Source organism: Nocardia sp. NPDC004123 (genome assembly GCF_053603795.1).
In genome coordinates, this window is the sequence record NZ_JBSGGG010000024.1 from 110,951 (window position 1) to 133,787 (window position 22,837).

The 22,837-nt window shown below is 68.5% G+C and carries 22 protein-coding genes and 1 pseudogene; 10 read left to right on the forward strand and 13 right to left on the reverse strand.

Annotation, left to right across the window (positions count from 1 at the left end; genetic code table 11):
- Positions 1-134 precede the first annotated feature (134 nt).
- The 9 genes from ACWEQQ_RS31620 to ACWEQQ_RS31660 form a co-directional block, all read right to left on the reverse strand.
- A complete protein-coding gene (locus ACWEQQ_RS31620) occupies positions 135-860 on the reverse strand; it encodes an aspartate/glutamate racemase family protein (RefSeq protein ID WP_452350813.1) in 726 nt (241 codons plus the stop codon).
- Positions 861-872: 12 nt separating this feature from the next.
- Positions 873-2,162: an NAD(P)/FAD-dependent oxidoreductase gene (locus tag ACWEQQ_RS31625; RefSeq protein ID WP_452350814.1), complete on the reverse strand. Its 1,290-nt coding sequence runs from the start codon at positions 2,160-2,162 to the stop codon at positions 873-875.
- Positions 2,163-2,171: 9 nt separating this feature from the next.
- Positions 2,172-3,047, reverse strand: coding sequence for a family 3 encapsulin nanocompartment shell protein (locus ACWEQQ_RS31630; RefSeq protein ID WP_452350815.1), 876 nt, complete (start codon positions 3,045-3,047; stop codon positions 2,172-2,174).
- Positions 3,041-3,865, reverse strand: coding sequence for an SDR family NAD(P)-dependent oxidoreductase (locus tag ACWEQQ_RS31635; RefSeq protein WP_452350816.1), 825 nt, complete (start codon positions 3,863-3,865; stop codon positions 3,041-3,043). Before ACWEQQ_RS31635 ends, ACWEQQ_RS31630 begins: the two co-directional genes overlap by 7 nt.
- A gap of 6 nt (positions 3,866-3,871) precedes the next feature.
- Positions 3,872-4,807 carry a sulfotransferase gene (locus ACWEQQ_RS31640; protein ID WP_452350817.1) on the reverse strand — a complete coding sequence of 312 codons (936 nt, stop codon included), beginning with the start codon at positions 4,805-4,807 and terminating at the stop codon, positions 3,872-3,874.
- Between the two features lie 15 nt (positions 4,808-4,822).
- Positions 4,823-5,977, reverse strand: a complete 1,155-nt coding sequence (locus tag ACWEQQ_RS31645; RefSeq protein WP_452350818.1) for an MFS transporter — start codon at positions 5,975-5,977, stop codon at positions 4,823-4,825.
- Positions 5,974-7,314, reverse strand: a complete 1,341-nt coding sequence (locus ACWEQQ_RS31650) for a DegT/DnrJ/EryC1/StrS family aminotransferase (RefSeq protein WP_452350819.1) — start codon at positions 7,312-7,314, stop codon at positions 5,974-5,976. Before ACWEQQ_RS31650 ends, ACWEQQ_RS31645 begins: the two co-directional genes overlap by 4 nt.
- Before the next feature lie 608 nt (positions 7,315-7,922).
- Positions 7,923-8,468, reverse strand: coding sequence for an arylsulfotransferase family protein (locus ACWEQQ_RS31655; RefSeq protein WP_452350820.1), 546 nt, complete (start codon positions 8,466-8,468; stop codon positions 7,923-7,925).
- 281 nt (positions 8,469-8,749) lie between these two features.
- Positions 8,750-9,277 carry a DAPG hydrolase family protein gene (locus ACWEQQ_RS31660; protein ID WP_452350821.1) on the reverse strand — a complete coding sequence of 176 codons (528 nt, stop codon included), beginning with the start codon at positions 9,275-9,277 and terminating at the stop codon, positions 8,750-8,752.
- Between ACWEQQ_RS31660 and ACWEQQ_RS31665 the strand changes: the two genes are divergently transcribed.
- Positions 9,248-9,631 carry a hypothetical protein gene (locus tag ACWEQQ_RS31665; RefSeq protein ID WP_452350822.1) on the forward strand — a complete coding sequence of 128 codons (384 nt, stop codon included), beginning with the start codon at positions 9,248-9,250 and terminating at the stop codon, positions 9,629-9,631. The genes ACWEQQ_RS31660 and ACWEQQ_RS31665 overlap by 30 nt on opposite strands.
- A gap of 171 nt (positions 9,632-9,802) precedes the next feature.
- Here ACWEQQ_RS31665 and ACWEQQ_RS31670 read toward each other — a convergent pair whose 3' ends face one another.
- From ACWEQQ_RS31670 to ACWEQQ_RS31680, 3 genes are all read right to left on the reverse strand, one after another.
- Positions 9,803-10,432 carry a hypothetical protein gene (locus tag ACWEQQ_RS31670; RefSeq protein ID WP_452350823.1) on the reverse strand — a complete coding sequence of 210 codons (630 nt, stop codon included), beginning with the start codon at positions 10,430-10,432 and terminating at the stop codon, positions 9,803-9,805.
- 72 nt (positions 10,433-10,504) lie between these two features.
- Complete coding sequence (locus ACWEQQ_RS31675; RefSeq protein ID WP_452350824.1) at positions 10,505-10,861, reverse strand: DUF1330 domain-containing protein; 357 nt, start codon at positions 10,859-10,861, stop codon at positions 10,505-10,507.
- A 28-nt stretch (positions 10,862-10,889) separates the two neighbouring features.
- On the reverse strand, positions 10,890-11,447 hold the full coding sequence (locus ACWEQQ_RS31680) for a TetR/AcrR family transcriptional regulator (protein WP_452350825.1): 558 nt from the start codon (positions 11,445-11,447) through the stop codon (positions 10,890-10,892).
- 67 nt (positions 11,448-11,514) lie between these two features.
- Between ACWEQQ_RS31680 and ACWEQQ_RS31685 the strand changes: the two genes are divergently transcribed.
- Genes ACWEQQ_RS31685 through ACWEQQ_RS31695 form a run of 3 tightly spaced genes read left to right on the forward strand, consistent with a single transcriptional unit; the run spans position 11,515 to position 15,579 of the window.
- A complete protein-coding gene (locus ACWEQQ_RS31685; protein WP_452350826.1) occupies positions 11,515-12,462 on the forward strand; it encodes a haloalkane dehalogenase in 948 nt (315 codons plus the stop codon).
- Entirely contained in the window at positions 12,459-14,105 is a 1,647-nt protein-coding gene (locus ACWEQQ_RS31690; protein WP_452350827.1) for a sulfatase-like hydrolase/transferase, read from the forward strand. The genes ACWEQQ_RS31685 and ACWEQQ_RS31690 overlap by 4 nt, the downstream gene beginning before the upstream one ends.
- Before the next feature lies 1 nt (position 14,106).
- Entirely contained in the window at positions 14,107-15,579 is a 1,473-nt protein-coding gene (locus ACWEQQ_RS31695; protein ID WP_452350828.1) for a hypothetical protein, read from the forward strand.
- A 45-nt stretch (positions 15,580-15,624) separates the two neighbouring features.
- On the opposite strand, the gene ACWEQQ_RS31700 is transcribed toward ACWEQQ_RS31695, so the two are convergent.
- Complete coding sequence (locus tag ACWEQQ_RS31700) at positions 15,625-16,650, reverse strand: Lrp/AsnC family transcriptional regulator (protein ID WP_452350829.1); 1,026 nt, start codon at positions 16,648-16,650, stop codon at positions 15,625-15,627.
- Positions 16,651-16,751: 101 nt separating this feature from the next.
- On the opposite strand from ACWEQQ_RS31700, the gene ACWEQQ_RS31705 reads away from it, so the two are divergent.
- From ACWEQQ_RS31705 to ACWEQQ_RS31730, 6 genes and pseudogenes are all read left to right on the forward strand, one after another.
- Positions 16,752-18,191 carry an MmgE/PrpD family protein gene (locus tag ACWEQQ_RS31705; RefSeq protein ID WP_452350830.1) on the forward strand — a complete coding sequence of 480 codons (1,440 nt, stop codon included), beginning with the start codon at positions 16,752-16,754 and terminating at the stop codon, positions 18,189-18,191.
- Positions 18,188-19,060 carry an isocitrate lyase/PEP mutase family protein gene (locus tag ACWEQQ_RS31710; RefSeq protein ID WP_452350831.1) on the forward strand — a complete coding sequence of 291 codons (873 nt, stop codon included), beginning with the start codon at positions 18,188-18,190 and terminating at the stop codon, positions 19,058-19,060. Before ACWEQQ_RS31705 ends, ACWEQQ_RS31710 begins: the two co-directional genes overlap by 4 nt.
- A 3-nt stretch (positions 19,061-19,063) precedes the next feature.
- Positions 19,064-20,310, forward strand: a pseudogene (locus ACWEQQ_RS31715) (aconitase/3-isopropylmalate dehydratase large subunit family protein).
- 8 nt (positions 20,311-20,318) lie between these two features.
- Positions 20,319-20,804, forward strand: coding sequence for a LeuD/DmdB family oxidoreductase small subunit (locus ACWEQQ_RS31720; protein ID WP_452350858.1), 486 nt, complete (start codon positions 20,319-20,321; stop codon positions 20,802-20,804).
- Between the two features lie 31 nt (positions 20,805-20,835).
- Positions 20,836-21,411 carry a YbhB/YbcL family Raf kinase inhibitor-like protein gene (locus tag ACWEQQ_RS31725; RefSeq protein WP_452350832.1) on the forward strand — a complete coding sequence of 192 codons (576 nt, stop codon included), beginning with the start codon at positions 20,836-20,838 and terminating at the stop codon, positions 21,409-21,411.
- Positions 21,412-21,605: 194 nt separating this feature from the next.
- Positions 21,606-22,640 carry a zinc-dependent alcohol dehydrogenase family protein gene (locus ACWEQQ_RS31730; protein ID WP_379428833.1) on the forward strand — a complete coding sequence of 345 codons (1,035 nt, stop codon included), beginning with the start codon at positions 21,606-21,608 and terminating at the stop codon, positions 22,638-22,640.
- The last annotated feature ends 197 nt before the right edge of the window (positions 22,641-22,837 follow it).

Below are 22,837 nucleotides of genomic sequence, written 5' to 3' on the forward strand. Positions count from 1 at the left end.
CTGACCGGACGGGTAGATGACGAAATCCAATGTCCTCCCGATAGTTTCGACGGCAGCCGGAACTCTGGTCGAGCGAGCCTGAACACGACGTTCGTGTCGGCCGGTATCGTCGCCGCTGCGGCCGTGACACCGTCCTAACCGTTGCCGCGCTCCCCGATGCGGAAGGGCATGTGGGACAGGGTGTGGTGGACCATGTTGGTGAGGGTCACGATGTCGAAGACCGGGATGTGCAGTAGCTGCTGGATGGCGTGACCGTACGGCACGAGGTCGGTGCATTCGATGACCAGCGCACCCATGTCGGGGTTGTTGGCAGCCAGTTGGGACACTTCTTCGAGGACTTCCGCACCGAGGCGGTCTGCGTCGAGGTTGTCGCGGCGGCCTTCGAGGATGACCTCGCGAAATTCCGGGTGCCTGGCCATTCCGGCGACACAGATCGGAACGGACTCGCCACCGATGGCTTCCAGGTGGCGGCGGGTGAGGGCCTGTTCGTCGGCGACGAACAGGCCCACGGTGCGATCGGTGGCGAACATGCGGTGGACCATGGGCAATTGGATGAGGCTCGAGCTGTAGAGCGGGACTCGGACGGAATCGGCCAGCCGCTGCTGGAACAGGACCAGGAATCCGCAGGCGGCGGTGATCGCGTCCACGCCTTCGGATTCGAGCTTGCGGGCGGCGTCGATGAACGGCTCGAGCAGGGTCGGATCCGCCTCGCTCACCACCCGGCGCGGGGTCGCACCGGCGACGACCTGGTAGGCGACCGGGAAGTCGAAGGTCGCCGGATTGCGGATGTGGCCGGGGAGCTTGGTGAACGCTGTGTCGAGACACAGGACACCGATCCGCACGTCCATTCTGTCTGCCATGCCGTCGCCGTTTCAGGTGGGTGCGCCGAAACGATTCGGCCGCAACGGGATCGGGTCGGTGAATGGCTGCTCACCCGCCAGGAGCTGACCGACGAGTTCACCGCCGGCGGGCGCGAGCCCCATGCCGATATGGCCGTGTCCGGCGGCGACGAGGAGGTTGCGGAGATCACCGGCGGGACCGATCAGGGGCAGGCTGTCCGGGGTGCACGGCCGCAATCCACTCCAGCTCTGCAGGATCGATGTCTCCTCCAAGTCGGGCAGGAATTCGCGCACGGCGCGCCGCAGCGCCCGTAGCCGGTGTTCGGAGACCGCGCAGCTCATCCCGGTCAGCTCGAGCTGTCCGCCGATCCGCAGCCGGTCGCCGAGCGGGACCATCGCCACTCTGGCCTCGCTCAGCAGCACCGGCAGGCCGGGCGCGCTGGGCGGCATGGCCACGGTGAGGCTGTGGCCACGGATCGGTTGCAGCAGCAGATCCATTCCCGCCATGCGGGCGCACTCGGCGCTCCATGCGCCTGCCGCGATGACCACATTGCCGGGGCGTAGTTCCCCGCGAGTGGTGCGGAGCCGCACGATATTCCGGTCCCGGATGCCGAAGCCGGTGACCTCGGTGTGGTCGCGGATCTCTACGCCCGAACCGCGCAGAACCCGGCCGAATTCGACGAGGAATTCCGGGACGCGCAGATATGCACCCTCGGGGTTGTACAGTGCGCCGTGAATATCGAACGTCGTCTTCGGCGCGAGCTCGTCGAGCTCACCGGATCCGAGGACCCGCAGCGGGACACCACCGGCAACAGTGCGCGCCACGGTCCGGCTCGCCTCGTCGAAGCCCGCCGGGGTCTTGAAAGCCAACACGATGCCCGGTGATTCGAACAGAGCCGCCATGTTCTCCGAAGCGCACAGCTCGAGCAGGATCGCGAGACTGCGCGTCTTCATCCCGATCAGCACCCGGAATCCGTTCGCCGCGGCCTCGGCCGAGCAGGCGCGCCGGAAATGCCGCAGCCAGTGCGACAATTCGGCGTCCGGGCGGGGCTCGATGTACCAGGGCGCGTCCGGATCCGTCGCACCCGGAACGGCGGTAGCGAGCATGCCGGGTTCGGCCAGGGGTGCGGCACCGTGGGTGCCGACGAATCCCGTGTTACCGGCCGAGCACGATTGCGGTCCGCCCAGCGCACCGCGCTCGAGCACCGTGACAGTCGCCCCGCGCCGACGCAACTGTTGCGCACAGAACAGGCCGACGACTCCCCCGCCGATGACCACCACATCCGGGTCCTCGCGCACGGGGGTTCCCTCCTCGAGCGTCACGAGCGCGACCTAGACGCTGACGACGAAGAAGTTCGTCGGCAGATTGACCACGACCCGCTCGTAGATCTCGGCCTTCAGCGCGATCCCCGGCTCGGTGAAGGTGCCCGCGGGTGGCTCGGCGAATCGGATCACCGAACGTCCCGCGTCGAAAAGCTGTGCGCCGTGGCCGAAGTCGCCGACGATGGCGGTCCCCGGTTCGACCAGCCTGGTGCGGACGATGAACACACCGTTCTGTTCGAGGTCGTCCATCAGCCGACCGCTGCCCATGGCACGGTAGTAGTCGACCGGGTTGATGATCATGCCGTCGGCGGTGCCGCCCATCTGCTCGATCTCGTTGCAGGCGCGCAGGATTGTCGAGGTGAAGGGTCCCCGCTCGGTCATCCGCTCGATCTCGGGCATGCCCAGCAGCCCGCCCGCGCCGCTGATAATGGTGTGGTTCTCGGCGGTGCACAAGCGCACGATCAGGCGGTAGTTGAGGAAATTCTCGAAGGTGTCGGGGTCCTTCCACAAATCCGGCGGGACCTGCACCCACGCCGTGGTGGTGAGCAGCTCCGGAATCGGCGACTTGTGGAATCTGCTGGCCAGCTCGCGGCGGACGTCCGCGCCCACGATGGAGGTGTCGCCCGGAGCGGGTGCGCTCTCGTGCCAATAGAACTGACGTGGATCGCGCGACAGGTCGATGGTCTTGAGCATAGTGCGGGCCGGATTGCGGGGTTTGCGCCGCGAGCTGGTCAGGGAATCGGTGATTGTCACGTCGTATTCGACCGCCGCGTCCAGCCCGTGCTGCCCGCATGCCTCGACGAACATCCGGCCCGGCGACAGCTCGTGTTCGCGGTCCGCGACCACCTGCGCCAGGGTCTGTTTGATCGAATCTGCCTTCAGCATGTCCCCTCCTGGGAAACGGTGTAATGCGATGAGGACGCGCCGAGCACGCTCGAGCCGCCGTCGATCAACTGGACGGTGCCGGTGATGTAGCCGGCCCGTTCGCTGGCCAAAAACGCTGCCAGGGCGGCGATTTCGTCGGGCTGGGCGATGCGGCCCACCGCGGTCTTGCTGCCGACGGCGGCCAACTCCGCCTCGATCAGCCGGTCCGCGGAGCCCTGCGCCAGGACCCGTTCCAGCAGCGGAGTGCGGGTCGCGCTCGGCGCGAGCACATTGACGGTCACGCCGTCGCGCCCGACGTCCGCGGCGAGGGCCTGCGCGAACCGCACGATCGCCGCCCGGCTCACTCCGGACAGGGCCAGTCCGCCGATGGGGACCACCGCGGTCTCCGATGCCACCAGAAGTACGCGGCCCCACCGCGCACTCCGCAGGTGCGGCAAGGCCGCCAACGCCAGCTCGACCGCGGGCATCAGGACCGTGTCGACCGCCTCCCGGTATGCGGATGCCTCGAAGGCCGTCGCGCTCCCGGTGGGCGGTGTGCCGCCGCTGACGGCGACGATGTGGAGTCCACCGAACTCCGCGGCGACCTCGTCGACCCAGCGGAGAGCCGCTTCAGGGTCGGTGACGTCCACGCGTGTTGCGTGGACTCGCCCACGTGCCATCGCTGTGATCGCGCATTCGGCGGCGGCCAGTCGTACCGGGTCGCGGGCTCCGATGGCGACATGCGCGCCCTCGGCGGCCAGCTCCTCGGCGATCGCCAGCCCGATGCCGCTCGATCCGCCCGCGACGAGTGCGACCTTGTCCGTCAGCCCCAGATCCACTGTCGCTCAACCTCTCCCATGTCGACCGGGGATCAGATACCCGTACCGGATCGCCAGCGGCCAGGACAGCGCCGTCACCGTTGCCTTGCCCGAGTTCGGCAGCGCGCGGCGCCACGAGTCGTCGGTCGGACGGATGACGGTGGTGCCGGTGTTGAACCGGTCCGGGTTCCCGGTGACCGTGTGATTGGCGTGCAGCTCGATCGTCCGGTCGGTCATCGGGTTGGCCGCCGGATCGATCTCGCACAGTCGCAGCACCGTGTCGACCGTCCCCGCCGGATCGGCGATGAAGTCCTCATATCGGAGGAACAGTGACCGCCGCGGATACCGGCGGCCGATCGCGTGTGACGCGAGGTTGAAGCCGCTCCAGTAACCGGTGCTCCTGGCCGCCGACATGGCGTACACGTATTCCTTCGGCTTGCTCCATGATTGGGCGACGGCCCGGGGATCGCGCACCAGGTGCAGGTAGTACGGGGTGATCCCGTCGAGGTACGACAGCAGTGCCGCCTCCCCCGGCATCTTCGAGGTATCGACGATCAACCGCGACCGGCTGCGTTCGGCAATGGCGCGGTAGACCTGGGTCAGCAGGTCCGCATGCGCGCGAATCGGCTCATTGCGCAGGCCCCGCTCGAGCACCTGCCACGTGTGCCTGGTGCGGACGTAGCCGAGTTGGTGCCGAATCACCGTGTCCGCGTGGCCTTCCAGAGTGGCCCCGTCGGGCCTGCCGACCGGCAGGATGGCGGACCAGAACGGGCAGTCGACGAGCTTGTGCCCGCAGCCGCACAGCTCGTTGACGCCGCGCCCGGCGGCATTTTTCCACAGGAAATGCAGTTCCCCGACGTGGAATACGCCCGGAATCTCATTGAGGATATTGCCGAGGATGGTGCTGCCGTTGCGGCACCATCCGGTGACGCACAGGACCTTGACCGGGGGCGCGCTGCTCATCTGCCGCCTCCTTTCTCACTCGTTGGTGACCGGTTGCCGAATCGTGTAGGCCATGACCGCGGCGGTGAACGCGCAGCCCGCGCCGACCAGATACACGGCGGGATAGCCGAGCCCGCTCGCGATGGCACCGGTCGCCGGGCCCCAGACGAACAGCCCCAGATCCCAGAACGAGGTGTAAGCCCCCAGTGCCGCCCCCTGTTTCGAGCTCTCGGCCTTGTTCATGACCATCAACGCCAGCGAAGGGTGCAGCAGTGAGAAGCCGACACCCATGACGATGACGCCCAGCACCGCCACCGGCAGGTTCGGCGACCACGCGACGATCAGCAGCCCGGCCGCCTCGCCGATCCCGGACCAGGTGCCCACGCGCCGCGGTCCGAGCTGGTCCGGCAGCTTTCCGATGACCAGCCGCGTACCCGCGTACACCGCGCTGAAGACAGCCAAAACGACGGCGCCGGAGCCGATTCCGCGCACTTGCAGGTCGCGGATGATGAAAGCGGCCAGCCCCACGTAGCCCGCCGCGGCGAGGGCCAGGGCCAGACCGGGCAGCGCCGCGGGCTTCAGCATCAGCCCGCGACCGCTGCTCGACCGCGCGACCTCCGGCTCGGGCCCGGCACTGCTGATCAGGGCGAGTCCGGCGAGCGGCGCGACCGCGCACAGCGCCCACACCGCCCCGATCCCGAAGTGCCGCAGGGTCGCACCGAGCGCCGTCCCCGCCGAGATGCCGCCCCACATGGCTACCCCGTAGAGCCCGATGAGCTGGCCGCGCCGATTGTGTGGCGCGAGCGTGACGGTCCAGGCCGCACCCGCCACGAACAGCGCGGCCTCGCCGACACCTATCAGCAGCCGCACCCCGATCAGCCCGGCCAGGCCGAGCGGCAGAAAGTACAGCAGCCCGCCGACCGCGATGGCGAGCGCGCCGAACCGCATGACCTGCCGATAGCCGTGCCGGTCGGCCAGCCCGCCGAACACGGGCCGGGTGAGCAGCGCGGTCAGGGCGGTGGCCGTCACCACGAGCCCCACGCTCAGATCGCCCGCGCCGAACCGGTCACGAACATGGTCGGGCAGCGCCGGAATGGCCGCGGACAAGCCGAGATAGCCGCAGAACAATCCGCCGAACACCTCGGCGAGCGCGAGCCGCGGCAGCGTTCCGGTGTCGGGTGAGGCCGTCATGGCCGCCCTGCCCACGAGGAATTCGCGTCGACCTCCGTCGTTGTCAGCGCGGCCGCGACCTTCCGTACCGCGGCGACGAGATCATCGCAATCCGCCCGCGACAGCGTCGAGGACAGCGGAATGTCCACGGCCCGTTGCAGGTAGCGGGTCGCATTGGGCAGGGATGCCTGCACGGCGGCGGTGTCCTTGCCGCGGAACAGGAATCGCCAATTCCAGAAGGCGCGAATATTGTGATCGGAGTCCGAGCCGAGGTTGCGCGCCTCGATACCCTCCTGGCACAGCGCACGTGCGAACCACTGCGCGCGACCCTCGGCAACCTGGAAGATGAAGGCCTCGCCCAGATACGCGCCCGGCGCCACCGGCTGCCGGATTCGAATGCCGTCGAGGTCGGCCAGCTCCGCGGCGACATAGTCGTAATTCTCGCGGAAGGCGGCCAGCCGATTCGGCAGCCGATCCAATTCGGATCGCAGCAGCGCAGCCCGGATCTCGTCCATGCGGAAGCTGTACAGCGGCAGCTCCAGATCGGTGGCCAGCGGCGACCGACCCTCGGCGAAATGCCGCCGCAGCCGGCCCTCGTATGCGCCGGAAAGCACGGTGGCGCGGGCGAACAGGGTGCTGTCATCGGTAACGAGGAAGCCGCCCTCTCCGCTGTTGAGCGACTTGTCCGACTGGGTGCTGAATGCGCCCGCCAGGCCGAAGGTGCCGAGTTTGCGTCCGTTCAACTGCGCGCCGAGCGCCGGGACAGCATCCTCGAACACCGGAACGCCCTGCTCATCCGCGAATCGGAGCAACGCACTCATATCCCCGGCGAAGCCACGCATGTGCACCACCACGATCGCCCGGATTCGCGGTGTCCACCGCCGGCGCAGATCGTCCACGTCGAGGTGGAGGTTCTCGTCGGCGTCGACCAGGAACGGCGTGCATCCGGCGAGCAGGATGGCGCTGGGTGTGGCGGCGAAAGTGAAACCGGGACAGGCGATCAGGTCTCCCGGTTCGACTCCTGAGGCCATGATCGCCAGCGCCAGCGCGGTGGTACCGCTCGAGGTGGCCAGCGCGTGTGCGGTCCCGAAGTAGCGGCACAGTTCCGCCTCGAATCGTGCGCACTCGGTCTCATGCGGCGGGCGATGGTCGTATCGGAAATAGAGATGGCTGCGAATCGCGCGCAGCGCCGCTTCCTCGTCCTCGGGATGGACGCACACCGCGCCCCGGTCATAGGTCGGCCAGGGTATGCGCCGTACCGGATCACCGCCGTTCAGGGCCAGCCGCGCACCATGGGCCGGTTGCGTGTCCGGTGCCGTCTGGGCCGATGCCGAATCATCGATCACATTGTCCGCCATCATATTCATGGCACCGACCGACCAGGAATCGGCGGTACTTGCCTGCTTGCCTCCCGAGACTCTCAGACCGGAAACCTCGGTGAATGTTCAAGGCACGCTACGCCGAACCTGCGGGATTCATGACCGAAATATCGTTAATTTCTGGTCACGCGTCCGAAATTGGCAGATATCCGCAATCGACTGTGCCCCAACAGAATCAGTGCTTCACTGGGTGCAGGCGTCCCTGTCGGACATGAGCATGGCCGCCGGATACGCTGTGCGAGTGGCAGATTCGTTACATCGAAAGATGGGGCCACTCTTCTGGCGATCTTGAATCCGTTGCACAGCAATAGCTGTCGGGCAACGAGCGTCCCGACTTCCCTGCCGGGCCTTGATCGATTTGGTTGCGAACCAACCGGTCCCGGCTGTCTAGGCATCGAACCTCGGGACACAATGACCCGCCAAATGCGTGGTACTGCAACATATTTGGCGGGTCATTTTCTGACCGATTCGACCCCCGCGGGTGTCCGCCGTCAGTGGCGGTTTGGGTCGGCCGGATCGTCCAAGGCTGGAGGCTGGTTGCTCGGGCGGAAAACTCGGGGCCGGGATGACCTCGGCTCGTTGATCTTTCACTGGAGCGGCCAGGTGTCGAGGTAGGCGCGGTAGGTGCCGAAGGGCAGGACCGCGTCGTAGAGTAGCTCGCCGGTCGGGGTGAATTCGGAGATGCGTCGGGACAATTCCTTCCCGATTGCGACGTCGACGAACAGCGCTACCGGGGCATACATTCTCGCGTTCGCGGGCCCGCTGATGGCGGTGAGATCGGCGTCGACCTCCGAGTAGGAGGTGACCAGGGCGTGCCCGTCGGGGGTGAGGCGGAACTCGTGCACGTCCGCGCCCGCCCCGCCGGGATCGACGGTTGCGAGGGTGTGGAAGTTCTCGTCGGCGATGATGCCGACACCGGAGCCGTGCCCGGCCACCGTGCTGCCCTGCCACCAGGTCAATACCTTACGGCCCTGGTAGATCTGTGTGCGGAAATTCGACACATCCCGCCCGGCCGGCGGGGTGTAGCTCGCGAGGATCTTTCCGGTTCGGTCGGCGACGATATTGGCGGGCTGCCCGCCCGGCAAGGTCTGCGCAGGCCCCTGCAACCCCGGAATCAACGAGGCCGCGCTCACCGCCGCTGGTGTAGAAGATCGCGCCCTCGGCGCCACCGGGTTCGTTCACCTTCCCCGTGTAGGAGCTGCCCCCGTACGGCAAGGTCGGCAGCACGGGCGCGGCCACGGCGGGCACCGCGGCGCTCACCATGAATGCCGTTGCGGCCGCGAGCGTGATCGGCAGGCGTCGTGCACACAGCAACGTCTGAATATGGGGAGCTGGCATGGGGACCGCCCTGAGAGTGAAGTCGATATTTGTTGTGCGGGAGTGAAACCTCGGCAGGCGAGCACCCCGGCCGAGCTCAGCTACCGAACTCGCGATGCAGGTCGGGCAGGAATGTCGACAGGTGATGCATCTCCTGGCCGCAGTGCATCAGCAACTCGCGGGCGAGGTCGACACCGACGTCGAGATCGGTTGCCGCGCCCCGCTGTACGGCCGCGGCGGCCTGAGCAAGGTTGGGGGTGTGCAGGCCGAGCAAGTTGAGATAGAAGCGACTGCGCATCTCGCAGCCCCCCGGAATCGGGCGGACCTGATGGGCCAGCCACCCCACATCCAACGGCAGGACACTGCTGCCGACCCGGCCGAAGATCAGCGTGTGGCCGTCGGGCACATCGAAACCGTGCGCGGTGGGTTCCTGGAAAGCGATCGCCAACTGCTGCAACTTCGGGCCGACATATTCATCGACATAGGAGATATTGCCGACGTACTTGGCTCGGTCCGGGATCGCCTCGGCGGTCTTGTCGACTTCCAGGCTCGCGAACAGATGCGCGTCCGGATGCCACAGCTTGTAACGCGGGACATGGCCGTCGTCGCGAAATTCTTCGCCCACCAGCAGTCTCGCTCACCAGTCGAACTCGCCCAGACCGCAACCCTTTACATCGCGGCCATGACCACGCCCGAGGTGGCCGACCGCGTCGTAGCCCGCCATCACCTGCTCGGCGAAGCACGTACCAATCGGCCACTGCGCGAGAAATTCGACGAGCACCGCAACACATTCGTGCATTTCGTTCGCGACCGCGCCGCCGCTGCCGACCACCCGGTATCCACCGCCGACGCCGCCCTACTCGTCGTCCTCATCGACGGCCTCACCCACCGGCAGGTCTTCTTCCCCGACTCCGCCCTCGACCACGACCAGATCCACTCGATCATCGACACCGCCGTACGCGCCATCGAAGACCGATGACCTGGCCATTGCTGAATCGGCGGCTGCGCAACTGACGGCCAGAATGCGTTCGGGTGGTGGCGGCGATGCGGCCACGGCCCTGGCGCAGGACGGCCCCTGAGCAAGCCGGTTCCGATCGTCGCGGAACCGCCGGTGCCGGGCGCACCACCACATCGGCCCGCTCGCGGGTGGTCAGGAATCGGTGGCGAGGTGGTAGCCCTCGCTGAAGAAGGTGAACAGGGCTTCTGCGGTGCCCAGGGCGGTGAGGCTGTGTGCTGCGCCGAAGGATTCGTTCCAGAAGGGGCCGGTGTGGGGGTCCCAGGGGCCGACGTAGGCGTAGGGCTCGGGGATGTGGGGGTCGCCGGGTGAGACGCCGAAGTTGATGCGGTCTGCGGTGATGCCGAGGTCGAAGTGCTCGGGCCAGAGGACAGGGGGTTCGGTGGGGTTCAGGCGGCGGAGGGCCCGGTCACCCCAGTCGAAGGCTCGGGCGATGGTCTGGGCGTGGTCGAGGTCGACGTGGATGGTGTCGGTGAGGGTGCAGCCGGAGCTGTCGGAGTAGAGGTCGGCGGGGGCGCCGGCATCGATGCCGGCGTGGGAGGCCAGTTCGGCGAAGGTTGTGCCGCTGAGCTTTCCGGCCACCGAACCGTCGACCCGCAGCAGGTCGCCGTCCACAGCGACCAGTGGGGGATGGATCGTGCTGAATCCGCCCGGGGCTGGGCGCAGCTTGATCGTGCCGTGGGCGCGGTACTGCGGGCCGGCCATCAGCAGTTCGGCCACACCGTGGAGACTGCGGCGAGTGCGGGTGTAGTCGTCGGATTCCATGGGAATGTCCTTCCTCCAGAGGCCGCCGAGGGACAGGGTCGAGAATATTCCACGGATCTTGCCCGTTGGCGGTCAGTGGGTGGCGAGAGGGTGGCAGGCAATGAGCTCGGTGCGGGCGATGCCCGACTCGCGGTGCTGGTGGATGCGCTGGTATTCGGGGGCGGTCACCATGTCGAGAAATGCCCGGCGGCTGGGGTATTCGACGAGGGCGACGTAGTCCCAGTCGGCGTCGCCGATCAGGGTCTGCTGCGGTTCGCCGTGCCACAGCAGGCGGCCGCCCTGCTGTGCGACCAGGGCGAGGACGGCGGCGCCGTAGGCCGCGTATTCGGTGCGGTCCTGGAAGGTGATGAGGTTCAGCATGACGACGGGGCCCTCGTCCGTGGTGGCGGCGAAGCGAGTGAACTGATCGGGGTCGGGCGTGATCGACATGAGGGTGGCCCTTCTTTCGGCGGCCCGCTCAGCCGGTGAGCAGGCGGGTGAGGACTGTGGTCACCGCGGCGCGGGCGGCGGTGACGGACAGGGACTGATGGCGGCGTAGGACGTCCCAGGTTTCCCAGGCGCAGAGGGCGTAGGCGGACTCACGGGCCGGGGGGTAGAGATCGGCGAGCTCGGGCAGGTGGGTGCGCAGGTGGGCGCGCAGCGCGGCGCGGCTCTCGTCCAGTCGCTCGGACAGGACGACGGATTCGTGTTCGCGCAGCAGGGCGGCGCGGCGGGTGCCCGCGACACGCTCGAACAGTTCGGCCCGCAGTGCGACCACGCGATCGATGCGCTCGTCCAGGTCGCCGGTGACAGGTTCCATCAGCAGTACCCAGTGCCGGGAGATCTGTGTCTGCGCGGCATCGAGATACAGCGTCTCCAGGTCGCGGAAGTGGTGATACACCGAGCGGGTCGCGACTCCCGCGCGTTCGGCCACCGCCTGCGCGGTGGGCTGCAGATTACCCTCCTCCATCAGCGCCAGCGCCGCGTCGAGCACCGCCTGACGGTTCTTGGCTCCACGTGCGGTCCGTCCGTCCATCATTGGCAACCCTACACACGCGGAAGGGTAGTTGCACGCCGCATGCAACAAGATTATCGTCGCCCTCATGCACGCATTGCGGACACCGGACGAGCGGTTCGCCGCCCTGCCCGACTATCCTTTCGAACCCTGCTACCTCGAGATCGAGGCGGGCGACGGCAGTGATTCCCGGCTGCGGTTGCACTACCTCGACGAGGGCCCGCGCGACGGCGAGATCGTGCTGCTGCTGCACGGCGAACCGTCCTGGAGCTTCCTGTACCGCGACATGATCCCGGTGCTGGCTGCGGCCGGGAAGCGTTGTGTCGCACCGGATCTGATCGGTTTCGGCCGCAGCGACAAGCCCGCCGACCGTGCCGACTACACCTATGCCCGCCACGTCGAATGGGTGCGCGAGGCGCTGTTCGATCACCTGGATCTCTCGGGCATCACCCTGGTCTGCCAGGACTGGGGCGGGCTGATCGGCCTGCGGCTGGTCGCCGAGCATCCCGACCGCTTCGCCCGGGTGGTGGTCGCCAATACCGGCCTGCCCACGGGTGAGGCGAAACTGACCGATGCCTTCGCCGCCTGGCAGCGGTTCTCCCAGGAGACGCCCCAATTCCCTGTCGGCGGCATCATCGCGGGCGGCTGCCGCACCGAGCTGTCGCCCGCGGTGGTGGCCGGATACGACGCCCCGTTCCCTGACGAGACCTACAAGGCGGGCGCGCGCGCCTTCCCGATGCTGGTCCCCACCCGCCCCGACGACCCGGCCGGCCCCGCCAACCAGCGCGCGTGGGAACAGTTGGAGCACTTCGGGAAACCGATGCTCACCGCCTTCTCCGACGGTGATCCGATCACCGCGGGCGGCTATCGCGCCTTCCAGGAGCGGGTGCCCGGCGCGGCCGGTCAGCCGCACATCACGATCACCGGCGCCGGTCACTTCCTGCAGGAGGACCGCGGCCCGCAGCTCGCGACGGTGGTGGCCGAGTTCATCGCCGCCAACCCGGCTCCCGACACCACCGGAGGATCCACGAAATGATCAGCAGGCGAGGATTTTTCGGCACCGGCGCCATGGCCGGTGCCAGCGCCGCGGCGGTCGCGGCCACCGGCCCGGCCGCCGCGACCCCGCGACGCATGGACAACCATCCGGACCGGCCCAATATCCTGGTGGTCCTGGTCGACGAGATGCGCACCCCCGTGTGGTTCCCCGAGCAGTCGGTGCTCGACACCATCCTGCCGAATATCGCGGCGCTGCGGAACAAGTCGGTCTCCTTCGAGCAGCACTACACGGCCGCCAACGACTGCACGCCCTCGCGCGGCGCGCTGGTGACAGGCCTGTACTCGCATCAGACCGGCTGCCTGTCCACCTCGCAGTCGGAGCTGGCGGCGGGCTTCCCGACCTGGGGGTCCATGTTGCGCGAGCAGGGCTACCGCAGCACCTGGTGGGGCAAATGGCATCTGGGCCACTACGCCGACACCACCCCGGGCGGCCTGGACCGCTACGGATTCGACGGCGGCACCTACCCCTCGCCCAACGGCGCGCCCGAACAGGGCCTGCAGATGGACGGACGCATAGTCGACCAGTTCGTCGACTGGTTCAATACCGATGCGGGACAGGGCCCCTGGTGCACGACGGTGTCACTGGTCAACCCGCACGACATCCAGTGGTGGCCGCGGTGGACGCGACGCACGCTGGCGTTCAACAACATTCCGCGCTGGATCAACGACCTGCCGGGCAATTTCGAGAGCCTCGAACAGCTGTCGCGCAAGCCGCGGCTGCAGAAGGCCCTGGTGGAGGTCTCGGCGGTGACCTTCGGGCTGGCGCCCTACGGCACGCCCGGGGCCGATCAGGAGTGGATCGACATGCGCAACCTCTATCTCTGGTTCCAGCAGCAGGTCGATACCCAGATCGGGCGCGTGCTCACCGAATTGGCGACCCAGCCGGAGGTCGCCGCCAACACCGTGGTGGTGTTCACCTCCGACCACGGTGACTACGCCGGTTCGCACGGCCTGCACGGCAAGGGCGGCGGCGCCTACGACGAGGCCATTCGCGTACCCCTGTTCATCCACGATCCACGCGGTCGGCTCACCCCCGCACCCGGCACCCGCGATCAGCTGACCTCCAGCGTCGACCTGGCCGCGCTGCTGCTGACCATCGGCACCGGCGGCAACGGGTGGCGGGCCGACGACCGCTACGCGCACCTGGCCGGGCGGCACGATATCGCCGCCGTGGCCGCCGATCCGGGCGCACCCGGACGGCCGTGGATCCTGCACACCACCGACGAGCATTCCATCGAGGAGGCGGCCGTCCGGTTCAACGACGACGCACCCGGTCACGTGATCGCACTGCGGACCGCGGACGCCAAGTTCGTCCGCTATTCGCACTGGGTGCCGGGCTCCGCGCAGATCGACCCGGCCGAGCAGGAGGAATACGAGCTCTACGACTACTCGACCCGCGACGGGCAGCTCGAGCTGGACAATGTCGCGGCCGTCGGCGGCGACGTGCGCGACACCATGAGCCGGTTGCACGACGAAGCCGTCGGCACCGAACTGCACCAGCCGCTACCCTCCTACCTGCAGCAGGCCCAGCAGGACGGATGGAACGATTACAACACCCAGACCGCGAAACCCTTCGGGGAGCAGCTCTTCGACTTCCTGCGGGACGGTATCGGTGCGAAATAGCGTGCGGGGCAACCTCGTCACCGGCGCCGCCGCCGGGTTGCTCGCCACCGTGGCCGGTACCGCGGCCGCCGTCCCGATTCCCGCGGTACCGGGGTCACCGCCCGGATTCATCGGCAATCCGGCTGTGGCACGACCGGTCACCGATGTACCGCCGGTGCCGCAACATCCCTATCTCGCGCCCAACGGCAGCTCCGGTATCCACGACGACGGGTGGATGAGCAACACCAGCACCCGCCCGGGACCGCTCGGGCACGACCCTAGCGTGGTGTCGGCGGTGATCGGCGGGGAGTGCGGGTCGATCACCTTCGACCGCGCCGGGCGCATCGTCACCACCTGCATCGGCCCGTCCCCGGCGCTGTACCTGCTGGACCCGGTCACCTTGAATGTGCTGGGCCGCAGCGCGTTACCCGGTGATCCGGGCGCGTTCCTGCGGCCCGGTGCCTTCGGCAATTTCACCGGCGGCGCCTACTTCTATCTGGACAACGAAGATCGCGCGGTGATCGCCTCCCGCGACGGCCACATCCGGGTGTTCGCCGAGAACGCCGGCGGCGACGGATTCACTCTCGCGCACGACTACGACCTGACCGGTGTGCTGCGGCCCGGGGAGACCTTCAACTCGGCGCTGCCCGACAGCAACGGGCTGCTGTGGTTCGTCACCCGGACCGACGGCGTGGTCGGCACCCTCGACCTGAACACCGGTGCGGCACAGGCGATCCGGCTCGGCGACGGCGCCGAGGGCGAGGTCGAGAACTCCTTCGCTGTCGGCAACGACGGCGACGTGTACATCGCCACCAACCGCGAGCTGCTGCGTTTCGATGCCGGGCCCGGCGGCGCACCCGCCGTCACCTGGCGGGTCACCTACGCCAACAGTGGACAGCACAAGCCCGGCCAGGTCGACGACGGCACCGGCACCACACCCACCCTCCTGTCCGGCGGCTATGTCGCCATCACCGACAACGCCGACCCGATGAACGTCGTGGTCTACCGCACCGCGCCCGGGGTGGCGCAGCGGCAGGTGTGCGCCGTGCCGGTGTTCGAGGCGGGCGCCAGTGATACCGAGAACTCGTTGATCAGCGCGGGAAACGCGCTGATCGTCGAAAACAATTACGGCTATACCGGTCCCGAGGCCGCCTTGCTGGGCAAGACCACCACCCCCGGCTTCGCCCGCATCGACATCGACCCCGACGGCAATGGCTGCCACCAGGTGTGGGCCAACACGACCGAGGCCGCACCGACCGTCGTGCCCAAGCTGTCGCTCGCCACCGGCCTGATCTACACCTACACCAAGGGCGCCGAGACCGGCGATCCCTGGTACTTCACGGCCCTGGATTTCCGCACCGGGGCGACGGTGTGGAAGCAGCTCACCGGCACCGGCCCCGGGTTCAACAACAACTACGCCGGAATCGCCATCGGACCGGACAGCACCGCCTATCTCGGTGTGATCCCGGGCCTGATCGCAGTCCACGACGGCTGAGCGATCGAGAGCCGCTGCACGGCAACGGTTCTCGATCCACACGCCTCAGGCGTCCGCCACCGCCGCCCACGGGTTGACCGGCACCACGCCGACCGCATGCCCCGAACCATCGAGCAGCCGCCCCCACGACTTGAATGCCCGGAGCACGAGACGCTGGTCGATGACGACCGCATCGGTCAGCGTGGTGCCGATCCGGCCGAGGATGGCGCTCAGGTCCGCGATGCGATGCACCTGGGCCATCACCATGATGTTCGCCCGCCCGACGGTGGACAGGCAGATCCGGGTTTCCGGCCAGGAGGCGATCTCCGTTCCGGCCGCGTCCAGGTCCCGGTGCGGAACCGACAGCCAGAGCACGTACTCGGTCGGCCAGCCGCCCGCGCCGCGCGCGAAATCGGTTCGGAAGGCCAGCATTCCGCGACGGACCAGCGCATCGAGCTGCCGGCGCACGAGATGCTCGGAGGTGTTGAGCTCGCGGGCCAGATCCCGGTACCGGGCCCGGCCGTCGTGCTGGAGGGCGAGGAACAGGTCCCGGTCGCCGGGTTCGAAAGTGCGGTAGCGCACCGCTTTTCGCGACTCGCCACTCCCCTCTTCGGCGACCGACCGTTGCTGATCGCTGTCGATCGCGCCGAGCCGCCAGTGCACGCCGCTGTGCCACTGCAGCGCCACGGTGGAGCGCACCCGCGCGATGCCCGGCACCGCGGGCAGCCGGTCGAGCAGCAGCGTGCTCAAGGCCGCCGGGCTGTCGGCCAACACCAGGGTGTGCAGGTCGAAATCGCCGTCGGTGCCGTAGACACTCATGACCTGCGGGATCGACGCGAGCCCGGCGGCAACGGCCACCGCCCGGCCCGGCCGCGCCCGCACCTCGCACACCGCGCCGACCAGCGCCACCTGCGGCCCGGGTACCGACGACACCCACGCCCGCCCGGACTCCGACAGTCGCTGCCACCGGCGGGCGGCGGTTGCCGCCGAAACCCCGAGCGCCGGGCCCAGCCGTTCGAAGCTGACCCGGGGGTTGGCGTGCAACGCGTCGAGCAGCATCAGGTCGACCTCGTCGAGGTTGCTGTCCCGCACGACTCAGATCCGTTCCGTCGATTTCCCGCACTGGATGCACCCATTGTGCGACTCCCCCGCAATTTCGGGGACAGACCGATGGCCTGCCGTTCACTGAGGACATGAGCGAATCGCCGGCGACGGGCGTCACGATACCGCTGGCCCGGTGGGTCGAGCAGTTGACGCCCGAGCAGATCCCCGAGCGGGTGCGGACCCGCGCCAAGCGCCTGCTGCTCGACGGTGTGGCCTGCGGTCTGGTGGGTGCGCAGCTGCCCTGGTCCCGGGTCGCCACCTCGGCGGTGCTGGACCTGGAAGGCACGGGCGCGGCGACCGTGATCGGAACCGGGGCCACCACCAGCGGGCCCGCGGCGGTTCTGCTGAACAGCACCTTCATCCAAGGCTTCGAGCTCGACGATTTCCATCCGCTCGCGCCCCTGCACAGCACCTCCCTGATCCTGCCGGTCCTGCTCGCAACCACCCAGCAGCTTGGCGGGGTCTCCGGCGCCGCGGCCCTGACCGCCGCGATCGCCGGGTTCGAGGTCGGTCCGCGCGTCGGATTGGCGCTGCACGGCTCGCAGATGCTCTCCCGCGGCTGGCACAGCGGCCCGGTCTTCGGAACCCACACCGCCGCAATGGTTGCCGGAAAGCTGCGGGTGCTCGATGCCGCCCGGCTCGAGGACGCGCTCGGCATGGCGGGCACCCAGTCCGCCGGACTGATGGCCGCCCAGTACGAGGCGATGTCCAAGCGCATGCAGCACGGATTCGCCGCGCGCAACGGCTATTACGCGGCCGGTCTGGCCGCTGCCGGGTACACCGGGATCAAGCAGGTCTTCGATCGGCCCTACGGCGGCTACCTGTCGGTCTTCGGCGAGGGCCACGACCCGGACCCCGCCCAGGTGATCGCCGGTCTGGGCGAGGGCTGGCACACCGAGCTCATCATGGTGAAGTCGTACGCGGCCCAGGGCGGGCTGCACGGCACCGTCCAGGCGGCGCTGGAGCTGCGCGCTCGCCACCACATCGACCCGAAGTCGGTCGCGCACATCGAGATACGCGTCGGCCACACCGTCTACCACCACGGCTGGTGGGAGCCGGAACGGCCGTTGACGGCCATCGGCGCGCAGATGAATCTCGGCTACGCCGCGGCGGTCGCGCTGCTGGACGGCCAGGTGCTGCCGCCGCAGTTCACCCCGGCCCGGCTGGACGCCGACGATGTCTGGGAGCTGCTCGGCAAGGTCGAGGTGAAACTGGACGAGAACATCCAGAACGGCCCTGTCCACGAACGTTTCGCCACCGAACTGGCGATCACCCTCACCGATGGCACGGTGCTCGCACAGCGGATCGTCCAACCGCACGGCGGCCCCGCCGACCCGGTCACCGACGACGAACTCGTCGCCAAGTACCGCTCCCTCGTCGGTCCCCTGGTTTCGCCCGAGCGGCTCGACGCCATCCAGCGGGCAGTGCTCGGCATCGACGAACTCGCCGATCTGCGCGAGCTGGCCGACCTGCTCGCCGCGCCCGTCGCGGGCGCCCTCGACAACCTGGAACAGGATCACCACCGATGACCTCCCCATCGCGGGCGCGACTACGCGCCGCCCTCGCCGACCGTGCCGAAATCATCGTCGCCCCCGGCGTATTCGACGGCGTGTCCGCCTCCCTGGTCCGCCGGCTGGACTTCCCCGCCGCCTACCTGACCGGCGCAGGCGTGGCCGCCAGCGGTTTCGGACTCCCCGACATCGGGCTGGTGACCCAGACCGAAATGGTCGAGCGCGCCCGGATGCTGGTGCGCGTCCTCGGCGACATCCCGCTGCTCGCCGACGCCGACACCGGATACGGCACCGCGCTCAATGTCGTTCGCACCGTATGCGAATACGAGGCCGCCGGCGTCGCCGCGATCCAGCTCGAAGACCAGGCCTTCCCCAAGAAGTGCGGGCACCTGCCCGACAAGGAACTGATCGAGGCCGGGCAGTTCCTCACCAAACTCACCGCGGCACTGGAGGCGCGCACGGATCCGGACCTGGTCGTCATCGCCCGCACCGACGCGCGCGGCCCGCTCGGTATCGACGCCGCCATCGACCGGGCCAACGCCTACGCGGCGGCGGGCGCCGACGTGATCTTCGTCGAGGCACCGCAGGGCACCGCCGAGATCGAGCGCATAGCGCGGGAGGTGTCCGCGCCCCTGCTCATCAATCTCGTCCTGGGCGGCCTCACCCCGATCGAATCTGCCACGCGCCTGCGGGAACTGGGCTATTCGATCGCCATCCACCCCTCGCTCCCGCTGGGCGCCGCGGCGTACGCGATGCTCACCGGCCTGGCCGACCTCGCCGGCCGCGATCCCGGGCCGCTGCTACCCGCGAAACCTGCCGAGTTCTTCAACCTCGTCGGTCTGGCCGAATGGTCGGAGCTGGGCGAACGCTACCGTGAAGGAGCCTGACCCATGGGCATGACCATGATCGAGAATCTGCTGGCCAGCAAGGCCGGGGTGCCGCGGGTCCGGCCCGGGGACATCGTGACCGTCGACGTCGACATGTGCGTCCTGATCGATCTGCAGTTCGCCACGCTGTGGCAGCAGCCCCGCCGCATCCATGATCCCCGCAAGGTCGCGGTCGTGATGGACCACGCCGTACCGGCGCCGTCGCTCAAGGATGCCGCGGGCGGTCCGAAGGCGCGGAAGTTCGTGGCGGACTTCGGGATCGAGCACTTCTACGATGTCGGCCGGCACGGCATCTGCCACCAGGTCATCGCCGAGAACGGGCTGGCCCGCCCCGGCGAGGTGCTCGCCTGCACCGACTCGCACACCTGCGCGGGCGGCGCGTACAACACCGCTGCCCGCGGGCTCGGGCCGGCCGAGGTGTACTCCATCCTGTGCACCGGCGCCACCTGGTTCGAACTCGCCCCCACGGTGCGTTACGAACTCACCGGCGCGCTCCCGTCGGAGGTCAGCGGCAAGGACGTCTTCCTCTATCTCGCCGACACCTACGGTGACGCCACCAACCAGAATCTCGAATTCGGCGGGCCGGGCCTGCCGACCGTCCCGCTCAACGACCGGCGCACGATCGCCACCCAGGCCGCCGAAATCTCGGCCGACTTCGCCACTTTCGGTGCCGACGACCTGCTGCGCGAGTTTCTCGCCGCGCGCGGGGTGACGGATTTCGTTGCCGCCGACGCGGATTCGGACGCCGAATACGCCGTCATCCGTACCATCGACCTGTCGGGCCTCGAACCATACGTCGCCCGCCCGGGCACGGTGAGCCGCAACGGGGTTCCGGTCTCGCAGGTCGAGCCCCGGCGCAAGACCAGGCGTTCATCGGGTCCTGCGCAAACGGCCAGCTCGAAGATCTCCGCATCGCCGCGCAGATCCTGCGCGGCCGCACCGTCGCCCCCGGCGTCCGGCTGCTGGTCACGCCCGCCTCCCAGCAGGTCTACCGGGACGCCATGCGACTGGGATACCTGCAGGACATCGCCGATGCCGGTGGGGTGGTGACCAATTCGACCTGCGGCGCCTGCTTCGGCTACCACATGGGCGTGGTCGGACCCGGCGAGGTCTGCCTGACCTCGAGCACCCGCAACTTCACCGGCCGCATGGGCAGCACCGAGGCCGAGATCTACATGGCCGCACCCGCCACCGTCGCGGCCTCCGCCATCACCGGCCACATCACCGACCCCCGGAGTGTCACCGCATGAGCACCACCATCACCGGCCGCGTCTGGGTCTTCGGCGACTCCCTCGACACCGACGCGATGTATCCGGCCTTCGCCATGAAGCTCGAGTTGTCCGAGGCCGCCCGGCACATCTTCTACCAGGTACGCCCGGGCTGGACCGATCTGATCGCCCCCGGCGATATCGTTATCGCCGGAACGAATTTCGGCGTCGGCTCCTCGCGCCCGGTCGCCGCCCTCTTCCAACAGCTGGGCGTCGCTGCCGTGGTCGCGGAGAGTTTCAACTCGCTGTTCTTCCGCAACGCCGTGAATGCGGGACTGCCCGCGATCACCGCGCCCGGAATCACCGAGCACTTCCAGGACGGTCAGACCGGCACTTTCGATCTCGCGACGGGCAGGTACAGAAACGAGTCCACCGGTATCAGTGGCCTGGGCCGTCCCCTGCCGCCGTTGCTGCTGGAAATCATCAGTAGCGGAGGGATTCTCGCACGCCTGGCCGAGCAGGGCTTCCTGTCGTGACCGCAACCGACCCCACAGCATCGGACCAGCCATGGCAATTCGTGTGATCGGGAGACTTCTGCGTCCGGTGCGAGCCGGAATCGGCCGCACCGCGTGGTTCGATCCGGCCGTCCGGCATGCACCCGAAACCCTGACGGTGGGCGGTGCCGCCTTCGCTGACGGCGGGGACATTCCGCGTCTGCACGCGGGAACAGGAGTGGGAGACAACGTATCCCCACCATTGCACTGGTCGGGTGTGCCGGTCGAGGCCGTCGAGCTGGTCCTGATCATCGAGGACCCCGACGCGCCTCTGCGTCGTCCGGTTGTGCACGGCGTGTTCACCGGAATCGATCCGCGCATCACCGGCGTCCAGGAGGGAGCGCTCGGCTCGAATCACGGTGAGACGAGCAGCAGCATCAGGGTGGGCACCGGGAGCTTCGGCCGCCGGGGCTACGCCGGTCCACGCCCCGTCCCCGGTCACGGACCCCACCGCTACGTCTTCCAGTTCCTGGCGCTCGACCAACCGAGCGGATTGGCCGATGGCGCAACGTTGCCCACCGTGCTCGCAGCCGTCGCCGGGCATGTGATCGCCCGCGGCAAACTCACCGGCCGCTACGAACGGCCCTGACACGCGAATCATCGGGATACACCGGGTCGGCCGGCAGCGGAATCGGCAGGTGGCAAATAATTGGCTATGACGTCCCCTTCGGCCGAAGGAGAGCGCATGGAACGCCTGAACAACCAGCCCACAGGGAAGGGCCGGACTGCTGCCGCGCACTTCCCGCCACCCTGACCAGCAGCGGTACCGAGCGAAGGAGTCTCATGCGAGCGACCTACATGTACGGTGCCGGTGACGTCCGCGTCATCGACGTTCCCGATCCCGTGGTTCAACACCCCACCGACGCCCTGGTCCGCGTCGTCCGCAGCTGCGTGTGCGGTTCCGATCTGCACCCGTACCACAACATGCCCGTGTCGGAGCAGGGCGAATCGATGGGGCACGAGTTCGTCGGCGTCGTCGAGGACGTCGGAAGCGAGGTCCGCACGGTCGGGAAGGGTGATTTCGTGATAGCCCCCTTCGCCTGGTCGGACGGCACGTGCGACTTCTGCCGTGAGGGACTGCAAACCTCGTGCCGCCATGGCGGTTTCTGGAACGCAGGCGATGTGCGCGGTGGCCAGGCCGAGGCCGTGCGCGTGCCGCTCGCCGACGGCACCCTCGTCCCGGTACCGGTCGAAGAGAAGTCGCCGCTGGTCCCGTCGCTGCTGACATTGTCGGACGTGTACGGCACCGGCTACCACGCGGCCGTGAAGGCCCGGGTCACTGCGGACACCACGGTCACCGTGATCGGTGACGGCGCGGTCGGCCTCTTGGGCGTCCTTTCCGCGCGGCAGCTGGGTGCGCCCCGGATCATCCTCATGGGCCGCCACAAGGAGCGCACCGATCTGGGGCGCGAATTCGGCGCCACCGACGTGGTCGCCGAGCGGGGCGCCGAGGGCGTCGCCGCGGTGCGCGAATTGACCCGGGGCGACGGCACCCACGTCGTCATCGAAGCGGTCGGCCACATGCCCGCCTACGAACAGGCCCTGGGCGTGGTCCGCCCGGGCGGCGTGATCAGCCGCGTGGGCCTTCCGCAATACAACAACGCCCCGGTCGGCTGGGACCTCTTCGGCCCCAACATCACTCTCACCGGCGGCCCCGCACCCGCCCGCGCCTACATCGAAACCCTGCTCCCGGCGGTCCTCGACGGCACCGTCGACCCCGGCAGGGTCTTCGATACCGAACTCCCCCTCGATGACGCCCCCGACGCCTACCGTGCCATGGACGACCGTCGCTCCCTGAAGGTCCTCCTCCGCGCCTGAGCCGATCCCTCCACTCCGTCAGGAGCGGTCGCGGGCGCTGACCCCGCGCCGGCGCACAAACCGCCCGCCCGATTTCGACGGCCCCACTGCACGCATTCGAGGACAAGCTGCGGGCGGCGCTGAACACGCCGGGCCGGGCGCTTCACCGCCCGCCGCAACGACGATGTTCGTCACGCCTCGTCGGGCGGGAGACAATG

Coding starts and splice junctions, on each gene's coding strand:
- ACWEQQ_RS31640 (WP_452350817.1), bottom strand. CDS start 4,807: ATGAGCAGCGCGCCCCCGGTCAAGGTCCTGTGCGTCACCGGATGGTGC.
- ACWEQQ_RS31670 (WP_452350823.1), bottom strand. CDS start 10,432: ATGGAATCCGACGACTACACCCGCACTCGCCGCAGTCTCCACGGTGTG.
- ACWEQQ_RS31690 (WP_452350827.1), top strand. CDS start 12,459: ATGATCAGCAGGCGAGGATTTTTCGGCACCGGCGCCATGGCCGGTGCC.
- ACWEQQ_RS31705 (WP_452350830.1), top strand. CDS start 16,752: ATGAGCGAATCGCCGGCGACGGGCGTCACGATACCGCTGGCCCGGTGG.
- ACWEQQ_RS31685 (WP_452350826.1), top strand. CDS start 11,515: ATGCACGCATTGCGGACACCGGACGAGCGGTTCGCCGCCCTGCCCGAC.
- ACWEQQ_RS31710 (WP_452350831.1), top strand. CDS start 18,188: ATGACCTCCCCATCGCGGGCGCGACTACGCGCCGCCCTCGCCGACCGT.
- ACWEQQ_RS31630 (WP_452350815.1), bottom strand. CDS start 3,047: ATGCTGAAGGCAGATTCGATCAAACAGACCCTGGCGCAGGTGGTCGCG.
- ACWEQQ_RS31645 (WP_452350818.1), bottom strand. CDS start 5,977: ATGACGGCCTCACCCGACACCGGAACGCTGCCGCGGCTCGCGCTCGCC.
- ACWEQQ_RS31680 (WP_452350825.1), bottom strand. CDS start 11,447: ATGGACGGACGGACCGCACGTGGAGCCAAGAACCGTCAGGCGGTGCTC.
- ACWEQQ_RS31620 (WP_452350813.1), bottom strand. CDS start 860: ATGGCAGACAGAATGGACGTGCGGATCGGTGTCCTGTGTCTCGACACA.
- ACWEQQ_RS31675 (WP_452350824.1), bottom strand. CDS start 10,861: ATGTCGATCACGCCCGACCCCGATCAGTTCACTCGCTTCGCCGCCACC.
- ACWEQQ_RS31730 (WP_379428833.1), top strand. CDS start 21,606: ATGCGAGCGACCTACATGTACGGTGCCGGTGACGTCCGCGTCATCGAC.
- ACWEQQ_RS31650 (WP_452350819.1), bottom strand. CDS start 7,314: ATGGCGGACAATGTGATCGATGATTCGGCATCGGCCCAGACGGCACCG.
- ACWEQQ_RS31725 (WP_452350832.1), top strand. CDS start 20,836: ATGGCAATTCGTGTGATCGGGAGACTTCTGCGTCCGGTGCGAGCCGGA.
- ACWEQQ_RS31665 (WP_452350822.1), top strand. CDS start 9,248: ATGGCCGTCGTCGCGAAATTCTTCGCCCACCAGCAGTCTCGCTCACCA.